Consider the following 23,535-nt stretch of genomic DNA (forward strand, 5'->3'; position numbering starts at 1 on the left):
TTCCCGGTCATACGTCCGCCGAGGTGTTTCTAAAGTAATGTCGGCTTAGCTGTATTATAACAGTGCGTTGATGCTGTATCTGTGATATCGATCACACGGTTTAAAACACTTCACATTTTTTCCAAAAGGATACGAGATCCCCCTCCACCTTGTTCAGCAGGAACTACCACCAGCTTGCGTGGCAACCTTGCACGAAGCTCTGGAACATGGCTGATAATACCGACAGACAGCTGGTCATTATGCAACCTTTCAAGTGAAGTAATCACTGTATCCAGCAGCTCTGGGTCGAGAGTACCAAAGCCTTCATCCAGGAAGAAAAATTGCAACGGATATTGCCCACGCAGCTGGATCTGAGCTGAAAGAGCAAGTGCCAGCGAAAGGGATGTTAGGAAGGTCTCTCCACCAGACAGGGTTGAGACAGGTCTTCTCACCCCGCCGTTCCCGTCATCACGGATCACAAAGCCGCCACCCGAATCAACCTCCAATGCATAACGCTGCTTACTCAGGAATCGAAGCCGCTGAGAAGCGGACTGACACACCTGCATCAATTGTTCCTCAGCAATGTACTCAACAAAGGCGTTCCCGCGTAAGACCGTCTGTAGTTTGGAGAGTTGATCTTGCATAGAAGCGTGCTCAATCCGCTCTGCTTCAAGCTCCATCCAGCGGATATGCCGATGCCGCAGGTCCTCCAGATCACGCTCTGCACGTGCTCTTGCCTGAAGAGATATTTCATCCTCCGCCTTGCTTTCTCTTAAGGTCCTTTGACTTTCTTGCCATTCTTCTTCACTTAAGCTGGCCCCGTCAAGCTTCTCTTCAATGTTACGCAGTTGCAACGAGACCTCAGTTTCTTCGGCACGATGAGCACGTACGCGGGAAGATGCCATTTCCCGTTCTTCAGAAGTGAGCGCTGCTCCTTCAACCTCAGCGGCTGAACTAAACATTGAAGAAGCCAAGCTTTGTTCCCAATGACTGGAAGCTGCTACGTAATGTTCACGCGCAGATTCTGCAGCCTGGCGTGTAATTGCTGCTTCCTTAACCTCATGCTGAGCCTTCTCCGCCGCCGCGAGATGTAACTGCTTGCTTGTCTCCAGAGCAGTTAACAATTCCTGCAGACGTCCTTCACATTCCGCTAGAAGAGGAGCAGCAGCACGGCCATTCGTCCACTCCAGTAAACGCTGATCTTTTTCACGCTGCAATTCTTCCTTGCCTTCGATCTGTGTGATCGATTGAGCCAGCTCTTTATCCAGCCCCGTTATGGTCTCTTGAAGGTTCTGCACTGAAGCATTTTTCTCCTCCAGAAACTTGACGCTGATATCAAGACGAGATCTAATTTCTTCAGCTTGTGCATCCTTCGCTAACAGATCACGATAAGCTTGTTCCACTTCTCCAGGTGCCAGATCCGGGAACTGCTGTGTCCAGTTCTGCCGCATAGCCGTTAGCTGGGCGCTTAGTTCCTCAGCTTTGGCAGCGATTCCTTCTACCCAGCTCCGTTCACCTGTGACACCTGCCGCTTCTTTGAGGCACAACTGCTGGACCTCCTGCATCGATTGCTGCCACTGTACCGCAATTCGGCGTAGCTCGCCTGACTGTCCTTTTAATGCCAAAAGTGCAGCTTCAAGTTCTGCCAAGGCTTTTTCATCTGGAACGGACACATCGGTTGAGGAAACCTCAGTAGTGCTGACTTCTGAACCAGCAGCTGCAGGGTGATTTGCCGCTTCGATGACTTCATTTCCAAATACCTGCTCCAGCCATATTTGATCCTGTTCACGAAGACCGCGGAACAAATGACGAGCTTCCAAAGCCCGTCTGGACAATGTGCGAACTTGCTGAAGCTTCATTTCCAGTTCCTGTTGCTCTAAGCTATCCTGCAATAATGCAGGTGCAGGATGATGCTCGCTGCCGCATACCGGGCAGGGATGTCCTTCTTCCAGCTCCTTAGCTAGCGCTAAAGACAGTCTGTGAAGCTCTTGATCCTTCATAGCTGCTTCCAAAGCACTGACATGTTGCTCCAGGTGCTCCGCTGCGGCACGCGCAGCTTCTTCTGTCGCCAGCAGCTTCTCTTGATGTACCGCCGCCTCGCGGATCAGTTGCCCGCGAGCAGCTTCCTGCAGTTCGCGACGGCCCTCGGCCTCCGCGAGTCGCGCCTGCGCAGCCGCGAGAGCAGCGGCACGCTCGCGGCGCTCCTTCTCCGCCTTATCCCACTGGGATTCGGCGGAGTGCAGCCCTTGCAGTCTCTGCATCGCTTCTTGCAGAGACTGCCGCTCCTGGGAGCGGACACCGAGCGGCTGCAAGCTCTGCTGCAGCTCTTGCTGGCGCTTTTGGCCCTTGGCCAAAAGCTCACGCTCCCGGGCCATGCCCTCCCGCAGCTCCGCCAGCTTGCGGGAGGCCTCTTCGCGGCGCTCGCGCAGAGCCGCGAGTTCGCGCCGTAGCGCGCTGAGCTCGGACTCGAGCTCCAGCGCGCGGCGGTAGGTGCCGGCCCCCTCCCGGAGGGCCGGCTCTTCCGCTGCAAGCGCGGCCTGCGCAGCAGCCGCGGCGGCAGCCGCATGCGCAGCCTCCTGCTCGGCGGCGGCGGCCAGCACCTCTTGGCCCTCCGCGCGGGCCAATCGGCTCTTAAAGGCTTCTTCCGCGCTTCGCCATGCTTTCAGCGCAGGAAGCCTAGCCTCGGCCTCGTCAGCTTGGCCGAGCTTCCGTTCAAGGAGGAGAATCTCCTCCTCCTTGGCGAGCAGTCCCTGCCGCTGTAGCTCGCGGCGGGTCCGTTCCTCTTGGAGCTCGCGTATACGCGCGAAACGCTCCGAGACCTGCAGCGCCGCCTCCAGCTTCTGGCGGCATTCCGCAGCATAAAGGGTGGCCTGCTCGAGGCGCTCCGCCGCTGCCTCTACATCCCCTTTGCCTGCGCTGCCAAGACCCTGCTGCTCAGCAATCAGCGCGCGGAGCGCAGCCTCATTCTCCTTCACCCGGCGGCTAAGCTTGATTGCCAGCTGATCGCCATACTGTTCCAGATGGAACAGGCGCTGCAGCATTTGCCGACGATCTACGCCACGAAGTGATAAGAATTCGGCAAATTTCCCTTGCGGCAATACAACTGCTCTCGTGAAGTCATCCATTTTTAGACCGATATGCTCCTCCACACAGCGCGTAACATCTGCGAGCTTATCCGCCATAACGTTATCTCCGTCAGCTGTAATTTCGATGAAACGGCTAATCGTGTTGCTGACGGTTTGCTCTCCCGTACGTTTGAATTTACGTTCAACCCGATAACGACGTGCCCCCGCGGAAGAAGTGAGCTCAAAGGTAAACGCTACGCTGAGTGAATCTTCAGAGTGGTTCATAATCCCCTGTGTTCCATTAACGGCACGTTCCACTTTCCCGTACATCGCCAAAGTAATAGCATCCAGCAAGCTAGACTTGCCGCTGCCCGTAGGTCCAAAAATCCCAAACAGACCCGTCTCACACAGACTTTCAAAATCTATTTCTTGCATTTCTCTATAACTCTGTAATCCTGCAACTTTTAATAGAATAGGTTTCACCTTAGTTCTCCTCTCCTTCCTCTGGCTGACGCCGTTCTTCTTCAGTTAGCTGTAAGAACAGCTCTATCAAACTATCTTCCGGTTCCGCTCCACCTGTCTGACGCTGATAGAATTTACGGAATAATTCTTGCACCGGCATACGTGAACGGGAAGTCTGTTCAAGCTCCATCTCCATTTGCGGGTAAATGGGACGAATATGAATAATTCCCTCGCGCGACTTGCGCAGGCGCTGTATATCATTCATCGACATGGCTTCACTAAGCCGAATCTCCAAATCTATAAAAGCAGAAGCATCTCTGCCTTCATCCAGCCATTTATATACCTCCTGCAATCCACCTGTGGAGCTCCATCTTACAAGCGGACGCCCACAGCGTAGGTAAATTTCTTCGAAGATTGGCTCACCGCCCGGCGCAACATCAATCAGCGTCACCGATTTGGCCTGTCCAGCTTCAGAAAAACTGTATGCCAACGGGGATCCACTGTAACGGATCATTCCTTCCCCTTTGACACGCTGAGCGCGATGAAGATGTCCTAGTGCAGTATATTGCGCTCCACAAGTCAAAGCAGAAGGATCAACGGTATATGCTCCTCCTACCTGAATCGGACGTTCCGAATCACTTTCCACACCACCAAGCACATAAATATGGCTCATCGCTAAATTTACGGTCTGCGGCGTAAATTCCCGTCCCAACAGCTGCATGAGCTTGCCTACCCGTGCGCTATAAGCCAGTCGAAGCTCCTCTTCTCCGCTATCTCCTGCAAGTAGTTCACCGAGACGCGCTTCGGAGGGATAAGGAAGAGCTGCGATTTTGGCGATCTCACCCGTTCGTGCAGCATGAACAGTCACTGGCTCTGAGGTAGGAAGCCCCACTAATGTAATCCCCTGCCTTAATACAAGCGGTGAAACTGAAGATACGCGCTCCGGTTGATCATGGTTTCCGGCGATCACAACAAGGGGCCTGCCCCCTGCAGTCAGCCTTGCGGCAGCCTCATAGAATAGTTGTTCTGAAGCCGCTGGTGGATTAACGGAATCGTACACATCTCCCGCCATCATTATCAAATCCACCTTATGAAAATCGGCGATTTCCACCAATTCATCTATGAACTGCTCCTGCTCCTTCTGCCGGCTTCTTCCTTCCAGCGTTCGGCCGAGGTGCCAATCTCCCGTATGCAATATCCGCATCTTCGTCCTCTTTCCCCGCTCCTATGCGGTAATGAATAGATTTATAATTTCACAGCATGTCCGCCGTCAAAAAAGTACAGCCAAATCTCGCTGATCGGTTCTCCCAAAATATCATGTAATGCCTTGCTGTATAACTCTAGCTGAAAACGATATTTTTCTTTAAGCGCTTCTAACCCACCCTGATGTTCTAAAACAGAGTCCGTCTTATAGTCTAACAGAATCATCCGGTCCTCTTCGCGGAACAGGCAGTCAATGACCCCTTGGATCAGCACTCCTTCACTAAAGCCTTCATTATTATTTCCATGGCTTAGCTCTGAGACGGCTTTATTCATATAATCGAGCCCTCCATAAGCCTCGCCTGCGGGAAGCATATAACTGAACGGCATTTCTCTAAGCTTCCAAGAAGAATCTATTAATCTACGACCCAGTTCATTCGTATAAAAAGTCTCTATCTGATCGGGGGCAACCGCCTCCACCTGCTCAGCAGTTAGAATAGCCAATCTCTGCAAACGGGCTAATGTTTCTTCCACAACTTTAGAATCAACAGAACCCTCCAGCGGAATATGCTGCATAACCGTATGGTAAGCTGTCCCGCGCTCCGCTGGGGTTAGACTGCGCTTTTCCATAAATTTCGGACGCCGCAAATGCAGACTGTCTGCTCCTGCCACATCTGTACGCTTATTGTTTTCTGTTGAGGTGACAGGATAACCATCTTCCTCTAAGAGATCATAAGAAGGCTGATCCTGCATCGACAACAAAGATTTCAACTCTGTAACAGAGGTTTTGGCAGGAATACCAGAGGCAGCCGCAAACGGATAAGGCCATTCTAGTCTTCTAGCAATTTCATCGCTATCCACAGATCCATAGACACTTACAGATTCACCTTTTTGCAGCGCCTTGAGTACAGATTGACGTTCTTCTGCTTTGTCCTCTGAGTTATCCGAAGGAAGGAACGCCCCGGAATTCAGTTCGGAAGCATGCTGCACACTGATGCTCCAGTTCGAGACGTCGCTGTGCAGCACTGTCGAGACGGTACCTTCAGAGCCGCCTAGCTTACGAAGAACAGCCGCCGCCGGATGCCGGATCAATGCCGGTCCAACCCAGTCCAGATAGCTGCGACCGCGGGCTAGTAAATGATCAGCAAGCAGTAGCTCATCCCGATTCTGTACACTGCTCCAGCCCGCAATTTTCCGTGGTAAATCTCTTACGGTACCGACTAGAATCATCTTATCTCTCGGACGAGTTAAAGCTACATATAATACCCGCATTTCCTCAGCCAATAATTCAAGTCGTGTACGACGATTAATAGCCAAATAAGGAAGCGTCGGGTAGCTGACCCGTGTTTCCCGCTCCACAAAACGTGGCCCGAAGCCAAGCTCTTTGTGCATCAGGAAAGGAGAATGCAAATCCTGTCGATTAAACTGCTTCGCCATACCCGCTATAAAAACAACAGGAAACTCTAAGCCTTTGGATTTATGGATGGTCATAATTCTGACCCCATTGCCCTCTTCGCCGCCACCACCAGCTACACCAAGATCTCCGCCATTCTCACGAAGCCGTGAAATGAACACCAGAAAACGGAACAACCCACGCGCCGCAGTATCATTCTCAAATTGAACAGCCCGATCATACAAAGCTTTAAGATTGTTCTGTCGCTGTGAGCCTCCAGGCAAGCCTCCAACCCATTCCAGATAGCCGCTCTCACCATAAATACGCCAAATCAGCTCACTGAGACTGCCTTGTCTAGCCGCATCTCTCCAGCTTTCAAGCCGTTCCAGAAAATTCTTAAGCTTATGCTTCAGCTTTAGGCTGATTTGCGGTAAAGCTCCACTTTCAGATTCCACCTCATTAATGATTTCATCATTATTATTATCTGAGGTGACTTTCTCTTCCGCTGCACTTGCTGTTTCTATCACATGAGCCGAGAAAAGATCGTATTCTTCCTCAGCTTCCTTTATATCTTGCAAGCTCGCAGCCACTTGTACAGCATGATAGAAAGAACCATGGCTGTACATCCGAACTGTAGCCAGTTCCTCTTCCGTTAAACCAACGACAGGAGAGCGGAGCACGCCGGCGAGTGGAATGTCCTGCTGAGGATTATCGACTACTTTTAAAAGTGAGAGTGCAATTTCTACTTCAGTGGCTTCAAAATATCCTTTATTCAAATCTCCGTAAGCAGGGATTCCCTCCATCCGAAGCTCCTCGATAATCAAAGGGGTCCATATTCTCGCCGAACGAAGCAAAATCACGATGTCCCCATAAATCACTGGGCGCATAATCTTAAGCCCTTTATCATAAATCAACAACGGCGATCCGCCGTTCAGGCCAGTCATCTGTAATATACGCCGGGCAATCGCCCTTGCTTCCAGCTGCGCGGTCTCACTCTCAATAGCTTCGCTTTCCTGAAGTGGCAGCTCACCGTCCTCAGAAGTCTCTTCTACTTTACCCGATGCCGCTCCGCGATCGATCAATAATAGCTCTGGTGCAAAAAAAGTATCTGGCCCCTTCTCTGCTGCACCCGGGAAATTCGCACCATACACAAGCTCAGCGCGTTCGTCATAATTAATCTCAGCCACCGTCTCATTCATAATCTGCCGAAAAATCATATTTACGGCATTTACAACCTCCATACGACTACGGAAATTACGGGCTAGATCGATAACCGAACCGCCGGAAGATTCATTAGACTTCTCAGATAACTCACTTAACTCGGATTCGCCTATTGTATTACTGCCACCTCCGGCATTCTTAGAGCCAAAGCTACGGTATTTATCCAGGAACAGCCCCGGCTCTGCCAAACGGAACCGATAAATACTTTGCTTCATATCTCCGACCATAAATCGGTTACCAGGTGTTTCGCGGGAGATCAGCCGCACAATCTCTTCTTGTACACTATTCGTATCCTGATATTCATCTAGCAGAACCTCATCGAATTGGGCGCGGTACTCCATCGCTGCATCAGAAGGCAGGGAAAGGCCTGGTAGAGAATCAGGATGGCGCAAAATTTGCAGACAATAATGCTCCAAATCACTAAAGTCGACGAGACCCCGTCCTGCTTTTTCCATTCGATAACGTTCACCGAACGCTATCACCGTCTCCGCAAGCTCTGCCATAAGCGGAGCCGCCTCGTTCAGTTCTCTCAAAAAAACATCTGCTGGACGGCCAAACAGCGCCTTCTGAAGATCTAAAATACTTTTCTTCACACTATCGCGCAGTTCTTTAACCATTTCCTGCAGTCCAGGATCTGTCGAATCCTTCTTACAAGCTTTCAATTTTCCAAAGTATACTTCCATGAAAATATCATATAATTCTGCCCATGGCCGTTCATTCACAGCCTCCTGCAATGCACTTACCATCTCAAGGTCAGTCGTCAAATTCTCGGCATAAGGCGCCGGACCACCCGGCTGTAGCGCGATCTCCCTGCCTTGGATAAGCTGACTGGCTGCACCCGCAAGGGTCAGCTTCGCTTCTTCAAGAATACTTAGCACCCAAGGAGTTCGACCTAAGCTATCTGTGTCTGGTAATGAGAAATCAGCTGCGGTATCCCGAAGCCACTGCTCTGGCCAAGGATGGCTGCGGGCATAGTCATGCAGTCGCTGTATGAGCGCATGTACCGCATCATCGCTGCGTTCACCACTGAACCAGTCAGCAAGCTGAACAAATACGCTATCCGCGCCATCTTCACCTGCTTCACCGTATTTTTCCTCCAATAGCTCTTGAAGCAGCTCCTGCCGCATCATCTCTGCTTCATGTTCGTTCAGGATACGGAAGCCGGGGTCTATCGGAATGATCTGATAATAACGCCGGATCACTTCCAGACAGAAGGAGTGTAGTGTTGTAATCGAGGCTTTCCCGAGCAACGACAGCTGACGGCGTAAATGGTCATTCTCTCCATTCTCCTCAAGCTCCCGGTCTAGTGCTTCCCTAATCCGCTGGCGCATCTCGGCAGCAGCAGCTTTGGTAAACGTAGCTACCAGCAATCTATCTACGCTAAAGCCATTCTCTTCCTTGCTGATCTTGCGAATAATACGTTCTACAAGTACCGCTGTCTTACCGGAACCTGCCGCCGCAGCAACGAGGATATCATCACCGCTCTCAGCGATGGCGCGCCACTGGTCATCACTCCATATGCTCCCTTCCGGTTTCGCTTCTATTTCAGGCTTCATACTCACGGTGTAGTTCCTCCTTTGCGGGACAGCAGATCCCAGATAACGTCCTTCCCTGGCTTACTCAGATTATTGTAGCCATTGCCTTCCACGGCTTCATCGAACTGGCAGACGGGTCTAAAGGAACAGAATGTGCAGGCTGTCTCTTGCCCAATCCGGTATGGCTCAATCGCCACATCACCTTCCGTAATGCGTGTCCCGATATCTGAGATCGTTCCCCGAACGGATGATAATAAGTGCCCCCATTGCTCTGGTGTAGCTACAGAAGCACTACTATAAAAACTTCCATCAGCTTTTACTGCTACAGGCACGATAGAAGAATACCCTTTATCTAAAGTCGTATCCATCAGGGATACAACCTCGCGGTCTGCTGTAAGCAGTCCCTTCATCTTGAAGCGTTTCAGCAATTCTTGTTCTGCTTGTTCCTTGTTCATCCCGTTAGATGAGGTTAACAGTGGGTCATGTACATGGAAATACAGTGTCCCTGCTGGAAGCGCCGGTTGCCCGAGCCATTGCTCCGAATACGTTAGCAGTACATCCAGATAGATCAGCATCTGTAGCGATAATCCATAGTACACCTCGTGCAGCTTGAGATCTTTTTGACTCGATTTATAATCAATGACTCGCAGAAGAATTCCATTCTCTCCACGGGCCATGTCTACACGGTCGATCCGTCCTACAACCTCCATCACACAGCCATTCGGCAGCGTAATTCTTAAAGGTGGCAACTCCTTATCCGGTCCAAAATCCAGCTCTAGCCCTACCGGCTCAAAGCTGCCTCGGCGGGCATGCTCGCCCAGAATTACAGAAGCACGTCCAACAATATTTTTTAGCTTGCGTGAGATGTATCCGTAACGTTTAGAGCTCATCAGAATTTCACCCTGCAGCATCGGTGATAAACGTTCTACAGTCTCACTTGCCTCACGCCGACATTCCTCTGGAGACAAGCTTCCCCAGCCGCGGCCCTCTTCTTTCAGTCTTACAGCCATGTCACTTAACGCAGCATGAAACAGTTGTCCAATATCAGGTGCTTGCAGCTTATATAGCTGGCGTTCCTTCAGTCTAAGTCCGTAAGATGCAAAATGGGAGAAGGAGCAAGCAACAAACTTCTCCATCCGGGACACACTGCCTCGCAGTGTCGATCCACCGTACAATTTAAGGCTTGTTCCACGCTTTAGCTTCGTTCCCACGTTACGATAGAACAAGGAACTGAGCAGACGTTTCAATTCGAGACTACGAATATCATCAGCAGCGAACCAGTTATACACATCCCACCATAATTCAGGTATCTCCGTCCCCTGGCGCCACTGGCGAAGCTGCATAATCAATGCACGAAGACTTTGTTCTGGATGACCAATGTAACCGAGGTGAATGGAATTCCTGACTTCTTCTGGTAGTCCTACTGGGGGAAGTGCTGCCAAGCTATGCTCTTGCACCCTTGGGAACATTCTATGCAAATGACGGATTACCTCAGAGGGAAGAAGCGCCTTGCCCTCATCATCAGCAGTGGCGTAGCTAATCCAGAGCTTTCGACTTCCTGTCGTTAGCGCATTATAGATCAAAAACCGCTCGTCCAGCAGTTTACGAGAAGCACCAGGAGCAAGCTCCATACCGGCGTTCTCAAGCACGGAGCGTTCGCCTTCCGAGAGAATTCCATCTTCCTTAAACTGCGCAGGCACAACACCTTCATTAAATCCAAGCAAAAATGCGTATTTAACTCCCGTTGGTCGAGTCCGATCCATGTTACCAACCAGTACTTGATCGAGCGCGGGAGGAACAAGTCCCATCTTCAGCTCAGCAAGTCCTGTCTCTAGGACTCCGGTGAACACATCAAATTCAAGTCTCTCGTTGCCCATCATCTCGACGATCTGATCTAGCAGATCAAGCACTGCACCCCACAGCTGACTATGTTCTCTAGCCTTCTCGGGTTGCCCCTTCTCCATAGAACCGACACTAAGTTTCTCCAGCTTTCGAGCAACATCCGTTTCATCCAGCAACTTGTACACTGCGGTACATAGTTCAAGACCGCTTTTACTCTTCTGTATCCGTTTCTCAAAAGCAAATAGAGGACCCGTTATACTAGCACGGCATCGCTCCATTGTAGCAAGCAGTTCTTCATCCATCTGTCTGCCGCCTTCCAGCGACAAGCTAGGAATCCCTTTCCATGAACGGCCATCCGTCCAGCGATACCCTTGAATCCCACAAGCCAGCACATAATTTTCTAAGGCATCCATATCCTCACGCGTAATACTACCGTCCAGCGGTAGCAAAAGCTCCGTCTTTACACAGCGGAATACATCCTCAAAGCGCCAGCGTCGACGCACCACATCCAATGCGGAACGTACAAACTCTACCAATGGATGGTGCAGCTCATTTACCTTCTGGTCCAGAAAAAAAGGGACTCCGTAATCCTGGAACAACGGTTTAATCAGCTGCTCGTAATCTCCAATATTACGCATCAATACGGCCATATCACCATATTTTGCACCTTCATCTCGCGCCAGTCTAATCATTTCACGCAGTGCTCCCTCAACCTCTGCTCTGTGTGAAACTGCTGCGCCTATAGATATCGCTTCATTTGCCAGTTCATCTGCACCCATCCAGACCTTTCGGCGGTCATATCCTCTTTCGAGATGAGCAAGAACAGGACTTTCTTCAAAACGCGGAAGAACCGCTGGCTCCAGCAGCTCGTCCCACACATCAATGCCCAGCTCTTCAGCTATTCCACGCAGTTTAATGTAAGTGACCGCAGTTGGGTGAAACAATTCAAGCTCATTTAATTGATCTCCATAGGGATACGAACGATCAAGAGTAAGGGACACGGTCAGCTTCGATGCTTGCTGCATTAATTCTCGAAGCACTACGAATTCCTGCGGGGTAAAGCCGTGGAACCCATCTACCCAAATCTGCGCCCCGCGAATGTAAGAGGAATCAGGAATATGCTCAGCTAGTTCCGCTAAACGATCCTCTTCATCGATATAGAGGCGTGACATCTCCTTCTCTAAATCACTGAATACCAGCTGTAAATCATCCAGCTTGCCTTCAAGAATTGGACTTCTTGCAATAGCGCCTCGCATTGCGGATAGCTGCTCCTCTAAATCAGAGGAAGCCAAACAGCAACGCTTCATCTCCGTATGCAGCTGATTGAGCCGTTCCACAAAACCCGGTCTGTCTGCAGAGGCACCGAACAACTTCAGTTCCTCTTTACGGCGACTGATGATTTTGTAAATCAACATCTTTTTACCTTCTTCACTGATCGGCAGACTAGCGCTACCTCCAGTTTCCTGTTTCACTCGATAGGCAAGCCGAGAAAAGCTCAGTGTCTGCGCCCGAATGCTTCCCTTCACATTCCCTACGGTCAGAAGCCCCCGTTCTGCTCCAAAGGAGCCTTGTTCCGGTACAAGAATAATGATTGGCGCACCAAGAGGCTCCTTCTCTAATGAAGTTGAGATAGACTCCCATATTTTCGTTGTCTTGCCACTGCCCGATCGGCCTAGTAAAAAGGTTACCGACATAAATGATAGACTCCTTCCGTAGCGGAGAAAATGTATAAGATACAAGGTGAAATACTCACCGTTTGATAATGTTCAAATGAAAAAGCTCAGTCGTTCCTCGTCCCCTCAGTATAGCATAACTGCACAAATCAGAACATGCGTTTGCTAGTATTTTCTAATGATTTACAATCATAATCTTGTAAATCCCGAATTCAGCTCTTTTGAGAACATAGCAAAAAACCCGTAAAAAGAGGCCTCGATCGAAGACTCCTTTTACGGATTAAAATCCATTACTTATATAAACAGCCAGCTTATTTCTTACTCCGCACTTCAAAAATCGCAAACTTCAGATAGTGTCCTTCGTTAACACCTAGAATCTGCGGATGGTCTTTGCCTGCGGCACGCCATTCCACAAGTCTCAGTACTTTACCAGCATCTTTAGCTGCGTCAGCAATCGTCTCAAGAAATAGATCCGGTTGCATATGGTATGAACAGCTTGCGGTAACCAAATATCCACCTTCGTTCACCAGCTTCATGCCATGCAGATTGATGTCCTTGTAACCACGGCAAGCGCCTGCTACTGCACTTTTAGTTTTCGCAAACGCTGGAGGGTCTAGGATAACTACATCCCAAGTTCTACCTCCACCTGCTGTCATAGGCTTGGAGGTGTCCGTTTTGGCGGCTTTGCCTCCGGATTTAGCATTTGTAGTCGTTACTGTTGATTCCGTTCCGCTGGCAACCGTCGCCCGCTCCGAACGTTCCTCCAGCCCCTTGACCTGATTGCGAAGGTAGGCAAAAGCATCGTCCACTACAAATTCCACTCGATCAGTAAAGCCATTTAGCTCCACATTAACCTTAGCACTCTCTATAGCATGAGCGGAAACGTCAAGGCAGGTTACTTTTTTCGCGCCATACTTGCAAGCATGCAGCGTGAAACTGCCTGTATGCGAAAAGCACTCCAGCACTGTAGCACCATCCCAATAAGGGAAGGTTACGTGTTTACCACTCTTATTTACCGGCAAAGTTTGTAACGAGCCATCTTCTGCTTCTATTTCTTGCAGTGTAATTCCGCTTCGTCCACCCCAGCCTTTCATGAGAGGCGCAATGGATGCTCTATTCTCACGCTGATCAAAGAAATAACCGGTCTTCTGGCCCTCTTCGATATCTACTACCAGCTTCAGATCATTTTCACTTACAGTAACATGTCTTGGGCATTCCCCGTACAGCACACCTGTAGTCTGCTCCAGCCCTTCCAGTTCACGTACACTAACATCACTGCGTTCATAAATACCACGCGGTGCCATAACCTGTACAAGTGCTTCAACAATCTCTGTACGACACTTGTCCATTCCGAGTGTAAGTAGCTGCACAACCAGAATATCGCCGAACCGATCCACAATCAGACCTGGCAAAAAGTCCGCTTCACCATAAACCAAACGATAAGCATCCGCCCCAGGCAGGAAACGTTCTCTATGTTGCAGACAATTCGTAAACCGTTCTGCGAAAAAGGCGGTGTCCATGATAGCCAAAGGTCCCTGCGATACAATTCTTACCCGAATCTGCGACGCTGGATTGTAATATCCTACCGCCAGAAAACGGCCTTGATGATTAAGAACATCAACTAATCCCCCTGCTTCCGGGTTTCCTTCTACTGATGCAACTTCACCTGCATAGACCCATGGATGGCCCTGTTCCAATCTTTTTTTGCGATTGCGTTCTAATCTAACCGATGCCAATGACTTCAACTCCCTGTTTTTCTAAAAATGATTTTATACATGTCCTACTCGTTACTTTCATATATTGGTGTACAACCCTCGTTCAAAGGAGTATGCCCTATGTTCCGTGATCTGCTTTTTCCTATTATATATGGTTTGGTTATCTTTCTGGCTGGCATGAAGCTAATGGAGACAGCATTGTCCAAGCTTGCAGGCCCTCTGTTAACAACAAGTCTGAATAAGGCAACCTCTACACCTATCAAAGGCTTGATCGCAAGCAGTGTACTGTCAGCCCTGCTTCAGAGCAGCACGGCTGTAACCGTACTAACGATCGGCATGGTAAATGCCGGTCTGCTCACCTATGCTCGTACGCTTGGCATTATCTTAGGTAGCAACATCGGCACCACTCTGACCACCGAACTCATCGGACTTCAGATCAATACTATGGCTACACCATTGCTGGCTGCCTCGCTGAGTTTGTGGGCAGCAGCTGTTATAGCAGGCGAGTTACCTCATACGTCACGGGCAGCAGCACTGTGCCGGAAAATATCAGAGCCGCTGCAATTCATCAGCCTGGCTATATCAGGATTCGCCTTAGTCTTATGGGGAATCGCAGTTATGCAGTCCATCGGCGGGACACTTCAGGAGAGCGGCCTATTCCTTTGGTTCTTGGATCATGCGGCCACAAGTGCCTTGTGGGGAATCGCCGCTGGCGCCTGCTTAACAGCCCTGCTACATAGCAGCGCTGCGGTCATTGCCATGGCTATGAGCATTGCTGCGTCGGGTGCCATGCCCACAGAGCTTGGCATAGCCATCGTGCTCGGCGCCAACGTCGGCACCTGCCTCACGGCAGTCATCGCTTCCATCGGCGGCTCGTCTTCTGGCGTCTTCGTCGCATGGTCGCATGTTGCACTCAATGTTGGCGGTGCACTACTGTTCCTGCCACTTATCGGACCCCTGCAAGCAACCGCTGCTTGGATCGGCGGAGGCCCCTCTTCACAGATCGCCCATGCCCAGACTATTTTTAATATAATCTGCTCGATAATCGCACTGCCATTATGTTACCTGCCTGTATGGTCAAGACTGGAGAAACGTCTTCTATCGTAACGAGTTACTGTAACGCCTGAACCCAAACTTTCCACAACTGTACTATTATACTTCAATCGAAAATATTATAAAACCGCGATCCATCATAAAAAGTGATTATCGTCGTAGTGATTGCAATCAGAGCGAATAAGATCAAAGCAATATAATCATTTCTTGAGAAAGGACGACTGCTGTACCAAGTCCGTTTATTCTGTGTTCCAAAGCCACGTAATTCCATAGCCGTACTAATATTCTCAATGCGTTCAATGCTGGTCAGAATCAAAGGCATAAGAATTGAAATAATATTTTTAAGCCGTTTAGGCAGCTTTTCTTTTCGAGAGATGTCTATTCCCCGTGCCTGAGCGGAGAACGAAATATTCTCATAATCTCTTTGGATATCCGGAATGTACCGCAGCGCAAGCGATACAGAATATGCAATTTTATAATTCACACCAATCCGGTTTAAAGACGCTGCGAATTCACTAGGATTTGTCGTTAGAAGGAACAACAGTGCCATGGGAATGACCACTGCATACTTAAGGGCAATATTTAATTGATAGAATAGCTGCTCATATGTTACGGTATACCGACCTACAAGATGAACAATATCATGCCGTGAACCGTATACCTTTACACCTTCCAATGGAGAAAAAATAAAGATAGCTATATGATTAAGCACAAAGAAGAGTAATATAAAATATAGGACGAAGGCATAATCCTGAAACTGAACTTTAGAGACTCTAAAGGCGATCAAACTAAAGAGCAGCATCACTATTAGACATCTTGTATCGTATGTAATCATGCCTGTCAACGACCACACTATAAATAAAATCAGCTTAGTGGCGCCTGTAAGACGGTGAACAGGTGAATCCTGCTTCGTAAAAGTTAACATTGTGGCCTTCATCCGCCCCGGCTCCTCCTGTCGTATGCAATAAATCTTCTTACAAACTCTTCTGGCTGATCCAATTGGACCTTCATAGCCAATGTAAATAGTGAGGTCTCTTTCAAATTAGCATTCCTCACTACTTCTAAATTGGTTAGCACTCGTTCAGGGCTATCATCAGCAAGCTTAACACCATCAGACAACACTACAGCTCTATCGGCATACTCCAGCATAAGATGCATATCATGCGTAATCATAATGACCGTCATTCCCTGTTCACGAAGCGTCAAAAGAAATTCCATCATTTCGTTATAGTGCCTATAATCCTGTGCTGCAGTCGGCTCATCTAATATGATCACTTCCGGCTCCAGGATCATAATAGAAGCAATAGTCACACGTTTCTTCTGACCGTAGCTGAGCGCAGAGATGGGCCAGCTACGAAAAGCGTATAGACCGCATATTTTTAAAACATGATGCACTCGCTCACGAATAAGCTCCTCAGACACCCCTCGTAATTTAAGGCCTAGCGCAACCTCATCATATAAAAGCGTCTTAGAAATCATATGATTAGGATTCTGCATCACGAAACCGATCCGCTCTGCCCGCTCCTTAATCGTATCCTTGGCAATATCCCTTCCGTTCATCAATATCGAACCGGAAGTGGGCTTATAAAAGCCACAGATAAGCTTAGATACCGTGGATTTCCCAGCCCCATTTCTCCCAGCTATACAGACCATTTCTCCTTTATGAATAAGAAGGTTAAGTTTATGAAGTACTGGTCTGCTCTTCTCATAACCGAATGAAACATCACGTAGCTCAAGGATAGGTAGACTCTCACGTTTATCCTGCTGCGAATTATTGTTATCATACCAGTACTCAAGCTTGCTGGAGCAAGAGTCCAGCTGAATTTCATCTATATGCTGCGGATTCATATCTGATGCAATCGTACATCCTGCATACTTTAAAGCCGTTAAATAGAGAGGTTCCCGAATGCCTGCTTCTGAAAGTAAGCCCGTGCTTAATAGCTCAGCGGCTGGCATATCCGCCGCAAGGCGTCCGTCATGGATCACAATAATGCGGTCCACCGCACGGTGAAGTACTTCCTCGAGCCTGTGCTCGATAATAATAACCGTTTTACCGGTCTCTTTTTGCACTCGGTCAATAAGCTCAATTGCTTTTGTGCCGGTATATGGATCTAAGTTTGCCAAAGGCTCATCAAACAACAGGATGTCCACATCAACAACTAGAACGCCAGCTAAGGTCGTTTTTTGCTTCTGACCACCTGACAATTCCTGAGGTGACGCTCCTAAATATTCGTGGATATCCACGGCTGTTGCTGCAGCCACTACCTTTTCTATCATTTCGGCCTGTTGGACCGCGTGATTCTCCAGACTGAAGGCGATATCCTCTCCAACCGTTAATCCAACAAATTGTCCATCCGGGTCTTGCAGTACAGTCCCTACCTGATCCGACAATGCTGCAATACTAAGTTCTTTCTGCTCCAGACCCATAATTCGCAATGATCCAGACATTTCACCTTTATAAGCAAAAGGGATGAGTCCGTTTATACAATGAGCCAGTGTACTTTTCCCAGAACCAGAGGGTCCCACAATAAGTACCTTCTCCCCTTCGGCAATCGTTAAGTTAATATCTGTGAGTGTAGGCTCCTGCTGTGCTCGATATTGAAAACTAAAATCCTTAAATTCAATCACTGCTTTTTTCATCCTTGACCTTCCTCTTAGCTTCGTTTGAAGAATTTCACTTTCATTATATGTTTTACAGCCATAAAAAAGCCGGTGATCTCCACCGGCTTTTGGTTTGGATTATATGCTACTCAGGCTTCTCTGGTCAAGCTGCCTTGCTTCGTTCTTGTCTTTGCATATGCTATTGCCAGTAGAGAACCAATCACTGCCACAGTGACTATATTGGATGCTCCGGCGATAAGTCCTTGTGTGAATACTTTATTCGCCGGTTCCGCATAGATTAGAATATCCAGTACAGGTGCTACTAAGAACCAGGCGATTGCGTTAGCGACAATCTGGGCCAGATTAAAACGAATCAGTTCCTTTCGTCCGAACTCCCCATCATGAATCCCAATTCTAGCCACAAGCAGCCCAACAACGAGCCCAACAATTCCAGAAGCGATCACCCAACTGAACCAAGGGGAACCATAAAAAATCGCATCCTTCAGTGTATGTCCGATCAGGCCAATGAGTAATCCGGCAAACGGACCGTATAATAGTGCAAACAATGCCAGTAAAGCGTATGTAGTCTCAATGTTAGTGTTTGGAATTCCGGATGGAATCGAACCGAACCTGCCCAAAATAACGAATAAAGCAGAACCGATACCAATCGCAACAATCGTCTTAATCGATAACACCTTTTGTTTTGCCATATTTTCATCTCCCCCAACGCTTCTTTTTATTTTATTTAATTATACATCGGAATAGTCGGAATTAATATAGATTAAAATAAAAAAATCTGCAAAGCAACATTAATGTTGGCTTTGCAGACCCAGACCACTTATAGAGTTATTATATGATTTACTTCATCTATTTCACAGTAACGGTAACCGTCACTGTCTTGGTACCAATCTTTCCTTTAATGGATGCCGTTCCTTTGCTCACAGCTACAATCTGACCGCTAGCAGATACTCTAGCTACAGAAGGCTTAGAGCTAGTCCACGCCGCACTTCCAGTAACAATAGCGGTCTTCCCCGTATCATACTGCGCAATCACAACTGCATTCTGAACAGCTCCCGGAGCCATCTTCAGTCTAGTCTCGTTGACAGTCAACTTCATTAGCTTAGGAACTACATTAATTTTGACACTAGCAGCGAGCCCTTGGTAAGAACCTGATAACGTCGCAGTTCCTTCTGTTATGGCTTTAACAGATGTACTTTTAACCGTGGCAACAGCTTCATTCGAGGACTCCCAATTCATGCTGCTGGAGATATTCCCCGTCTTACCATTAGAGTAGTAAGCCGTTACCTTTATGGATTTAGAACCTTTAATATTCAATTCAATCGCATTCGGTTCTACAACAATTTTAGTAACTTTTTGTTCAATAGTAACCGGGATACTAATAGTCTTATTAGCGTAGGTTCCCTTTAAAGTGGCAGAACCCTTCACCAGTCCTTTGATTACCTTGCCTGAAGAGGTTGTCTTGATAATTGCATTCGTACCGGTAATCTCCCACTCCATAGTACCTGTAGCATCGAGTTCATTCCCATTTTCCATCACAGCTTTGACTTCAGGAACAGCCTTCTCTTCACCAGTAACAATCACAACGTTTTCCTCTGGTCCGAGCAAAATATGAACCTTATCTTTAACTGTAACACTCACTACAACACTTTTTTCCCGGATAGCCGCTTTGGAGGAGGTAGGATTCTCTGATTTTATTTTGCCGACAATATTAACAGTACCAGCCTTTTCAGCAACGAGCTTGCCATCTTTGATGGTGGCAATATCATCATTGGCAGAAGTCCACTCAATTTCTTGACTGAGATCCAGCTTCGTGCCGTCTAGCTTAGTTCCGTTTACCTTTGGCAAACTTACGGAATCCTCTGTGTACATGTCCAGTTCCGTTTTATCAGCTTCCAACTCTGTAATCGTAGGATATACCGTCAACTTAAAGCTTTTACTAATCCCTCTGTATTCTGCTTTAATAACCGATGTTCCCACTGCTTTTGCGGTGATCGCTGCAGCATCAGTACCCGCAGTAACCGTCGCCGCGAGTTGGTTGTCCGAACTCCATACTGCACTACTGGATACATTCGGAGTGGAATTCGCAGCATCTCGAACTTCTGCTTTAACGTTCAAGCTCTCACCCATAAACAAGAATTGATCGCCTGATGGAGTAAGCAATAACGCCTCGTAAGGAGCACGTACATATACATCCACAGTTTGTGTAATCCCCAGATAAGATACTGTAATTACAGCTTTTCCTGCGGACAGTACTTTGATTTCTCCCTTGTCTACAGTAGCGACACTTGTATTAGAAGAAGACCATTCCGCTTTCTCTGAAATATCATTTGGGGTCGTCTTTGTAGTCTCTTTGGTAAACGCAGTTACTTTCACCGGATTATCACCAACGAGCATTTCAATTTCCTTAATTACGATGCCCTTATCATTTTTAAGCTCAATTTCAGAATAAGGCAATTTCACTACCGCTTTAAAGGTTGCTGTTAAGTCCTTGTATTTGGCAGTAATGGTTGAAGTACCTTCACCCGCTAGTGTGATCTTACCTTCTGCAATCGTCAATACGCTTGTATTGGAGCTGCTCCAAGTGGTATCAGCCGTTACATCCTTGGCAGAAGTCGCTGTTTCGCCACCAATCGCATTGGCTTTGACCAACAGTTTATCCTCTTCGTCACCCAATTTATAGTTCCCTTCGGAGCTATATTCGAGCTTCAATTCTTTGATCGGATGTGATACCTCTACTTCTATAGTAGCGAGTGCATGATTATAAGTAGCTGTAATAATAGCCTTTCCGCTATCTATCGGAGTCAATAAGCCATTTACTACTTTTACAGCGTTAGTGTTAGAAGAATTCCATACCACTGCACCCGTCACATCTCTTTTGGAGGAGGACCCTTCTACATTCGCATATATCTTCAGTTGCTTTGGCGTTTGTCCAACCGTAAGCTGCAGTTTGGCTGAGCTTTCAAACTCAATCGAGTTGATATCGCCGGCAGCTGCAAAGACACTTACCGGAAAAACCGCAGTAGCTAACAATATCATGATGAGGAGCATTTTCGTCATTTTCCTGTACACAGTCATTTGTTCTCTCCCTTAGGTTATAATGTCGTTTGGTGGTTTATCCCCACACTCTTTTACTTATATCGACAATTGTACACCAAGTGTTTACCCTATAACTCCATAAAGCCAAATTCAGGACTTTCAGACTAGATAATCAGGTGTAGGGTTGATCAATATATTAGGAAGTAATATGCTAGCTACTACATTCTTTTTTTGAACCAAGGGGGCTACGATGAGTATAGAGAACTTTCAACTAGAGACAATCCCTACTCCAAAAGAGGAAGATAGCTTCCTTAAAGGGGTAAAAGATTGCATTCCCACACTACTCGGTTATTTGAGCATTGGACTTGCAGCAGGTGTTGTTCAAAAGACCGCCGGGCTGAGCATTGCTGAGATTGCCTTGATAAGTCTGATGCTTTATGCCGGTTCAGCACAGTTTATAGCTGCTGGAATGATAGCTGTAAGCAGCTCGCCTGTTGCTATTATTGTTACGATATTTATCGTGAATCTTCGTCACATTTTGCTTAGTGCAGCTCTTTCACCTTATTTCCGGCATCTTACCCCACTGAGAAACATGCTGGTTGGAACCCTGCTGACAGATGAGACCTTTGGAGTTGCTATTAATCAAACAGTGAATAAGCAACAAATCAGTGAAAAATGGATGCATGGCCTTAATCTCACTGCCTATTTAAATTGGTTTATTGCGAATATAGCAGGAGCTTTTTTGGCACAGTGGATTTCTGATCCAGATCAATTCGGTCTACAGTTTGCTTTACCTGCCATGTTCATTGGCATCCTTGTTATTTCCATGATTGATCGTAATAAAATAAAACTTGATTTAGTTGTCGCAATCCTAGCAGTAATCATCGCTGTAGCTAGCTCCTTCGTATTCTCCGGTAGTGTAGGTGTCATTGTTGCAACGGTCATTGCGTCAACAGTAGGGATGGTGCTTGAAAAATGGAAGTGAGATGGGCTGTATTTTTGATTATTCTAGGGGCGGCTTTGGTAACCTTCATTCCAAGGGTGGTTCCATTAATGATTCTAAGCCGATTCGAATTGCCTGAATGGGGAATGCGCTGGTTAAATTATGTTCCTATCTCTGTTATGGCGGCACTAATAGGTCAGGAGATCCTCTTAAATGATGGAAAATTCTCACCTATAGCTAATAACGTTGAGCTTTTTGCGGCAATCCCTACTTTTTGGATCGCTATAAAGACCCGGAGTTTGCTAGGAACTGTGCTGGCGGGGATTGTTTCGATTATGATCCTCCGGATGTTTTTTTGATCTACTCCATACCCAGCAACAAAAACACAGAGCAGCCATTCTCCACTAACGGAAATTGGCTGCTCTGTTGTCTACTTACTTCTGTCTATTACTTAAGGACAGCCTGCTTAAGACCGCTCTGACTAACCCCGACCAATTCGCCTCGGCATTCGTTCACACCAGCTTCGGTGATCTTCACCTCACAAAGTTCTCCTTGAAGTGAATCCTCTCCATCAAAGAAGACCTGCAAATAGTTGTCGCTGAATCCATGCTGGATATTACGTCCCGGAGCTCCTTTAGCGGATCTTTCCGGAATCACACTAAGCGTCTGTCCTACAAACTTACGGGCATATGCTAATTGCATTTCTTCGGATAGATCAATCAGCTCCTGCACACGTACATTTTTGATCTCATCATCAATCTGATTGTCCATCCGTGCTGCAGGAGTACCTGTCCGCTTGGAATACGGGAATACATGCATCTCCGAGTAATTTACAGCCTTCATGAAATCGTATCCGGCACGGAACATCTCATCGGTCTCACCCGGGAATCCAACGATAACGTCAGTGGTAATCCCGACATCTGGCATCGCCTGGCGGATCAATTGCATTTTGGTGTAATACTCTTCTGTCGTATATTTACGGCGCATCGCTTTCAGCACATCATTATGACCGGCTTGTAACGGAATATGCAGATGACGGCACATTTTGGAGGAGCGGTTCAGCACCTCAAGCAGCTTCTCATCAATCTGACTAGCTTCAATAGAACTGATACGCACCCGTTCCAGACCATCTACCTTATCTAGATCCCACAGTAAATCGGAAAGTCGGTAATTATTAAGATCATCACCGTAACCTCCGGTATGAATACCTGTAAGTACAAACTCCTTATACCCTGCTTCTACCAATTGATGCGCTTGAGCTACGATGCTTTTTGGATCACGGCTGCGCGAAAGTCCACGCGACCATGGAATGATGCAGAAGGTGCAGAAGTTGTTACAACCATCCTGAATCTTCATAAAGGCACGCGTCCGATCCGCAAAGCCTGGCACATCCATCTCTTCGAACTCACGTGTCTTCATAATATTACGCACAGCATTGACCGGCTGACGTGAGGCTTCAATATTCTTCACATGTGTCATGATCTGATCGCGGTCCTGGTTACCGATGACAAGGTCAACTCCAGGAATATCTAGAATCTCCCCAGGAGAGGTTTGTGCGTAACAGCCTGTTACGGCTACGATGGCCTCTGGATTACGGCGCACGGCGCGTCGGATCATTTGACGGCTTTTTTTGTCACCTGTGTTAGTTACTGTACAAGTATTAATCAGATATACATCGGCGGGACCCTCGAAATCAACCTGCTCGTAACCTTCATTTTTAAATAGCTGCCAAATGGCTTCGGTATCATAGAAATTCACTTTACAACCTAAAGTATAAAACGCTACGGATGGCATCT

13 protein-coding genes are annotated in these 23,535 nt (G+C 47.6%); 3 read left to right on the forward strand and 10 right to left on the reverse strand.

Going from position 1 to position 23,535, the window contains the following annotated elements; translation table 11 throughout:
• Positions 1-110: 110 nt before the first annotated feature.
• From ACN6KS_RS23375 to ACN6KS_RS23395, 5 genes are all read right to left on the reverse strand, one after another.
• Positions 111-3,527, reverse strand: coding sequence for an AAA family ATPase (locus tag ACN6KS_RS23375; RefSeq protein WP_440960612.1), 3,417 nt, complete (start codon positions 3,525-3,527; stop codon positions 111-113).
• Position 3,528: 1 nt separating this feature from the next.
• Positions 3,529-4,710: an exonuclease SbcCD subunit D gene (locus ACN6KS_RS23380; RefSeq protein WP_094870313.1), complete on the reverse strand. Its 1,182-nt coding sequence runs from the start codon at positions 4,708-4,710 to the stop codon at positions 3,529-3,531.
• Between the two features lie 41 nt (positions 4,711-4,751).
• Positions 4,752-8,876 (reverse strand): helicase-exonuclease AddAB subunit AddA, encoded by a 4,125-nt coding sequence (gene addA, locus ACN6KS_RS23385; RefSeq protein ID WP_440962436.1) that lies wholly within the window; start codon positions 8,874-8,876, stop codon positions 4,752-4,754.
• Between the two features lie 2 nt (positions 8,877-8,878).
• A complete protein-coding gene (gene addB, locus ACN6KS_RS23390; protein WP_440960613.1) occupies positions 8,879-12,391 on the reverse strand; it encodes a helicase-exonuclease AddAB subunit AddB in 3,513 nt (1,170 codons plus the stop codon).
• Between the two features lie 290 nt (positions 12,392-12,681).
• Positions 12,682-14,106, reverse strand: a complete 1,425-nt coding sequence (locus ACN6KS_RS23395; protein ID WP_094870311.1) for a class I SAM-dependent rRNA methyltransferase — start codon at positions 14,104-14,106, stop codon at positions 12,682-12,684.
• A gap of 99 nt (positions 14,107-14,205) precedes the next feature.
• Here ACN6KS_RS23395 and ACN6KS_RS23400 point away from each other — a divergent pair, with 99 nt between their 5' ends.
• On the forward strand, positions 14,206-15,192 hold the full coding sequence (locus ACN6KS_RS23400; protein ID WP_094870310.1) for a Na/Pi cotransporter family protein: 987 nt from the start codon (positions 14,206-14,208) through the stop codon (positions 15,190-15,192).
• Positions 15,193-15,244: 52 nt separating this feature from the next.
• Here the strand turns inward: ACN6KS_RS23400 and ACN6KS_RS23405 are convergent, their stop codons facing one another.
• The 4 genes from ACN6KS_RS23405 to ACN6KS_RS23420 all read right to left on the reverse strand — a co-directional run bounded on the left by ACN6KS_RS23405 (position 15,245) and on the right by ACN6KS_RS23420 (position 20,835).
• Positions 15,245-16,075 carry an energy-coupling factor transporter transmembrane component T family protein gene (locus ACN6KS_RS23405; protein WP_179281597.1) on the reverse strand — a complete coding sequence of 277 codons (831 nt, stop codon included), beginning with the start codon at positions 16,073-16,075 and terminating at the stop codon, positions 15,245-15,247.
• A complete protein-coding gene (locus ACN6KS_RS23410; protein WP_440960614.1) occupies positions 16,072-17,778 on the reverse strand; it encodes an ABC transporter ATP-binding protein in 1,707 nt (568 codons plus the stop codon). Before ACN6KS_RS23410 ends, ACN6KS_RS23405 begins: the two co-directional genes overlap by 4 nt.
• Positions 17,779-17,888: 110 nt before the next feature.
• Positions 17,889-18,449 (reverse strand): ECF-type riboflavin transporter substrate-binding protein, encoded by a 561-nt coding sequence (locus ACN6KS_RS23415; RefSeq protein WP_042190972.1) that lies wholly within the window; start codon positions 18,447-18,449, stop codon positions 17,889-17,891.
• 157 nt (positions 18,450-18,606) lie between these two features.
• Complete coding sequence (locus ACN6KS_RS23420) at positions 18,607-20,835, reverse strand: hypothetical protein (protein ID WP_094870308.1); 2,229 nt, start codon at positions 20,833-20,835, stop codon at positions 18,607-18,609.
• Positions 20,836-21,046: 211 nt separating this feature from the next.
• On the opposite strand from ACN6KS_RS23420, the gene ACN6KS_RS23425 reads away from it, so the two are divergent.
• Both ACN6KS_RS23425 and ACN6KS_RS23430 read left to right on the forward strand, forming a co-directional pair.
• Positions 21,047-21,781, forward strand: coding sequence for an AzlC family ABC transporter permease (locus tag ACN6KS_RS23425; protein WP_094870307.1), 735 nt, complete (start codon positions 21,047-21,049; stop codon positions 21,779-21,781).
• A complete protein-coding gene (locus ACN6KS_RS23430) occupies positions 21,772-22,098 on the forward strand; it encodes an AzlD domain-containing protein (protein ID WP_094870306.1) in 327 nt (108 codons plus the stop codon). The genes ACN6KS_RS23425 and ACN6KS_RS23430 overlap by 10 nt, the downstream gene beginning before the upstream one ends.
• 88 nt (positions 22,099-22,186) lie before the next feature.
• Here ACN6KS_RS23430 and mtaB read toward each other — a convergent pair whose 3' ends face one another.
• Positions 22,187-23,533, reverse strand: a complete 1,347-nt coding sequence (gene mtaB, locus ACN6KS_RS23435) for a tRNA (N(6)-L-threonylcarbamoyladenosine(37)-C(2))-methylthiotransferase MtaB (protein WP_440960615.1) — start codon at positions 23,531-23,533, stop codon at positions 22,187-22,189.
• Positions 23,534-23,535: the final 2 nt, after the last annotated feature.

It is taken from the genome of Paenibacillus nitricinens (assembly GCF_052056485.1).
GTDB lineage: Bacteria > Bacillota > Bacilli > Paenibacillales > Paenibacillaceae > Paenibacillus_AQ > Paenibacillus_AQ nitricinens.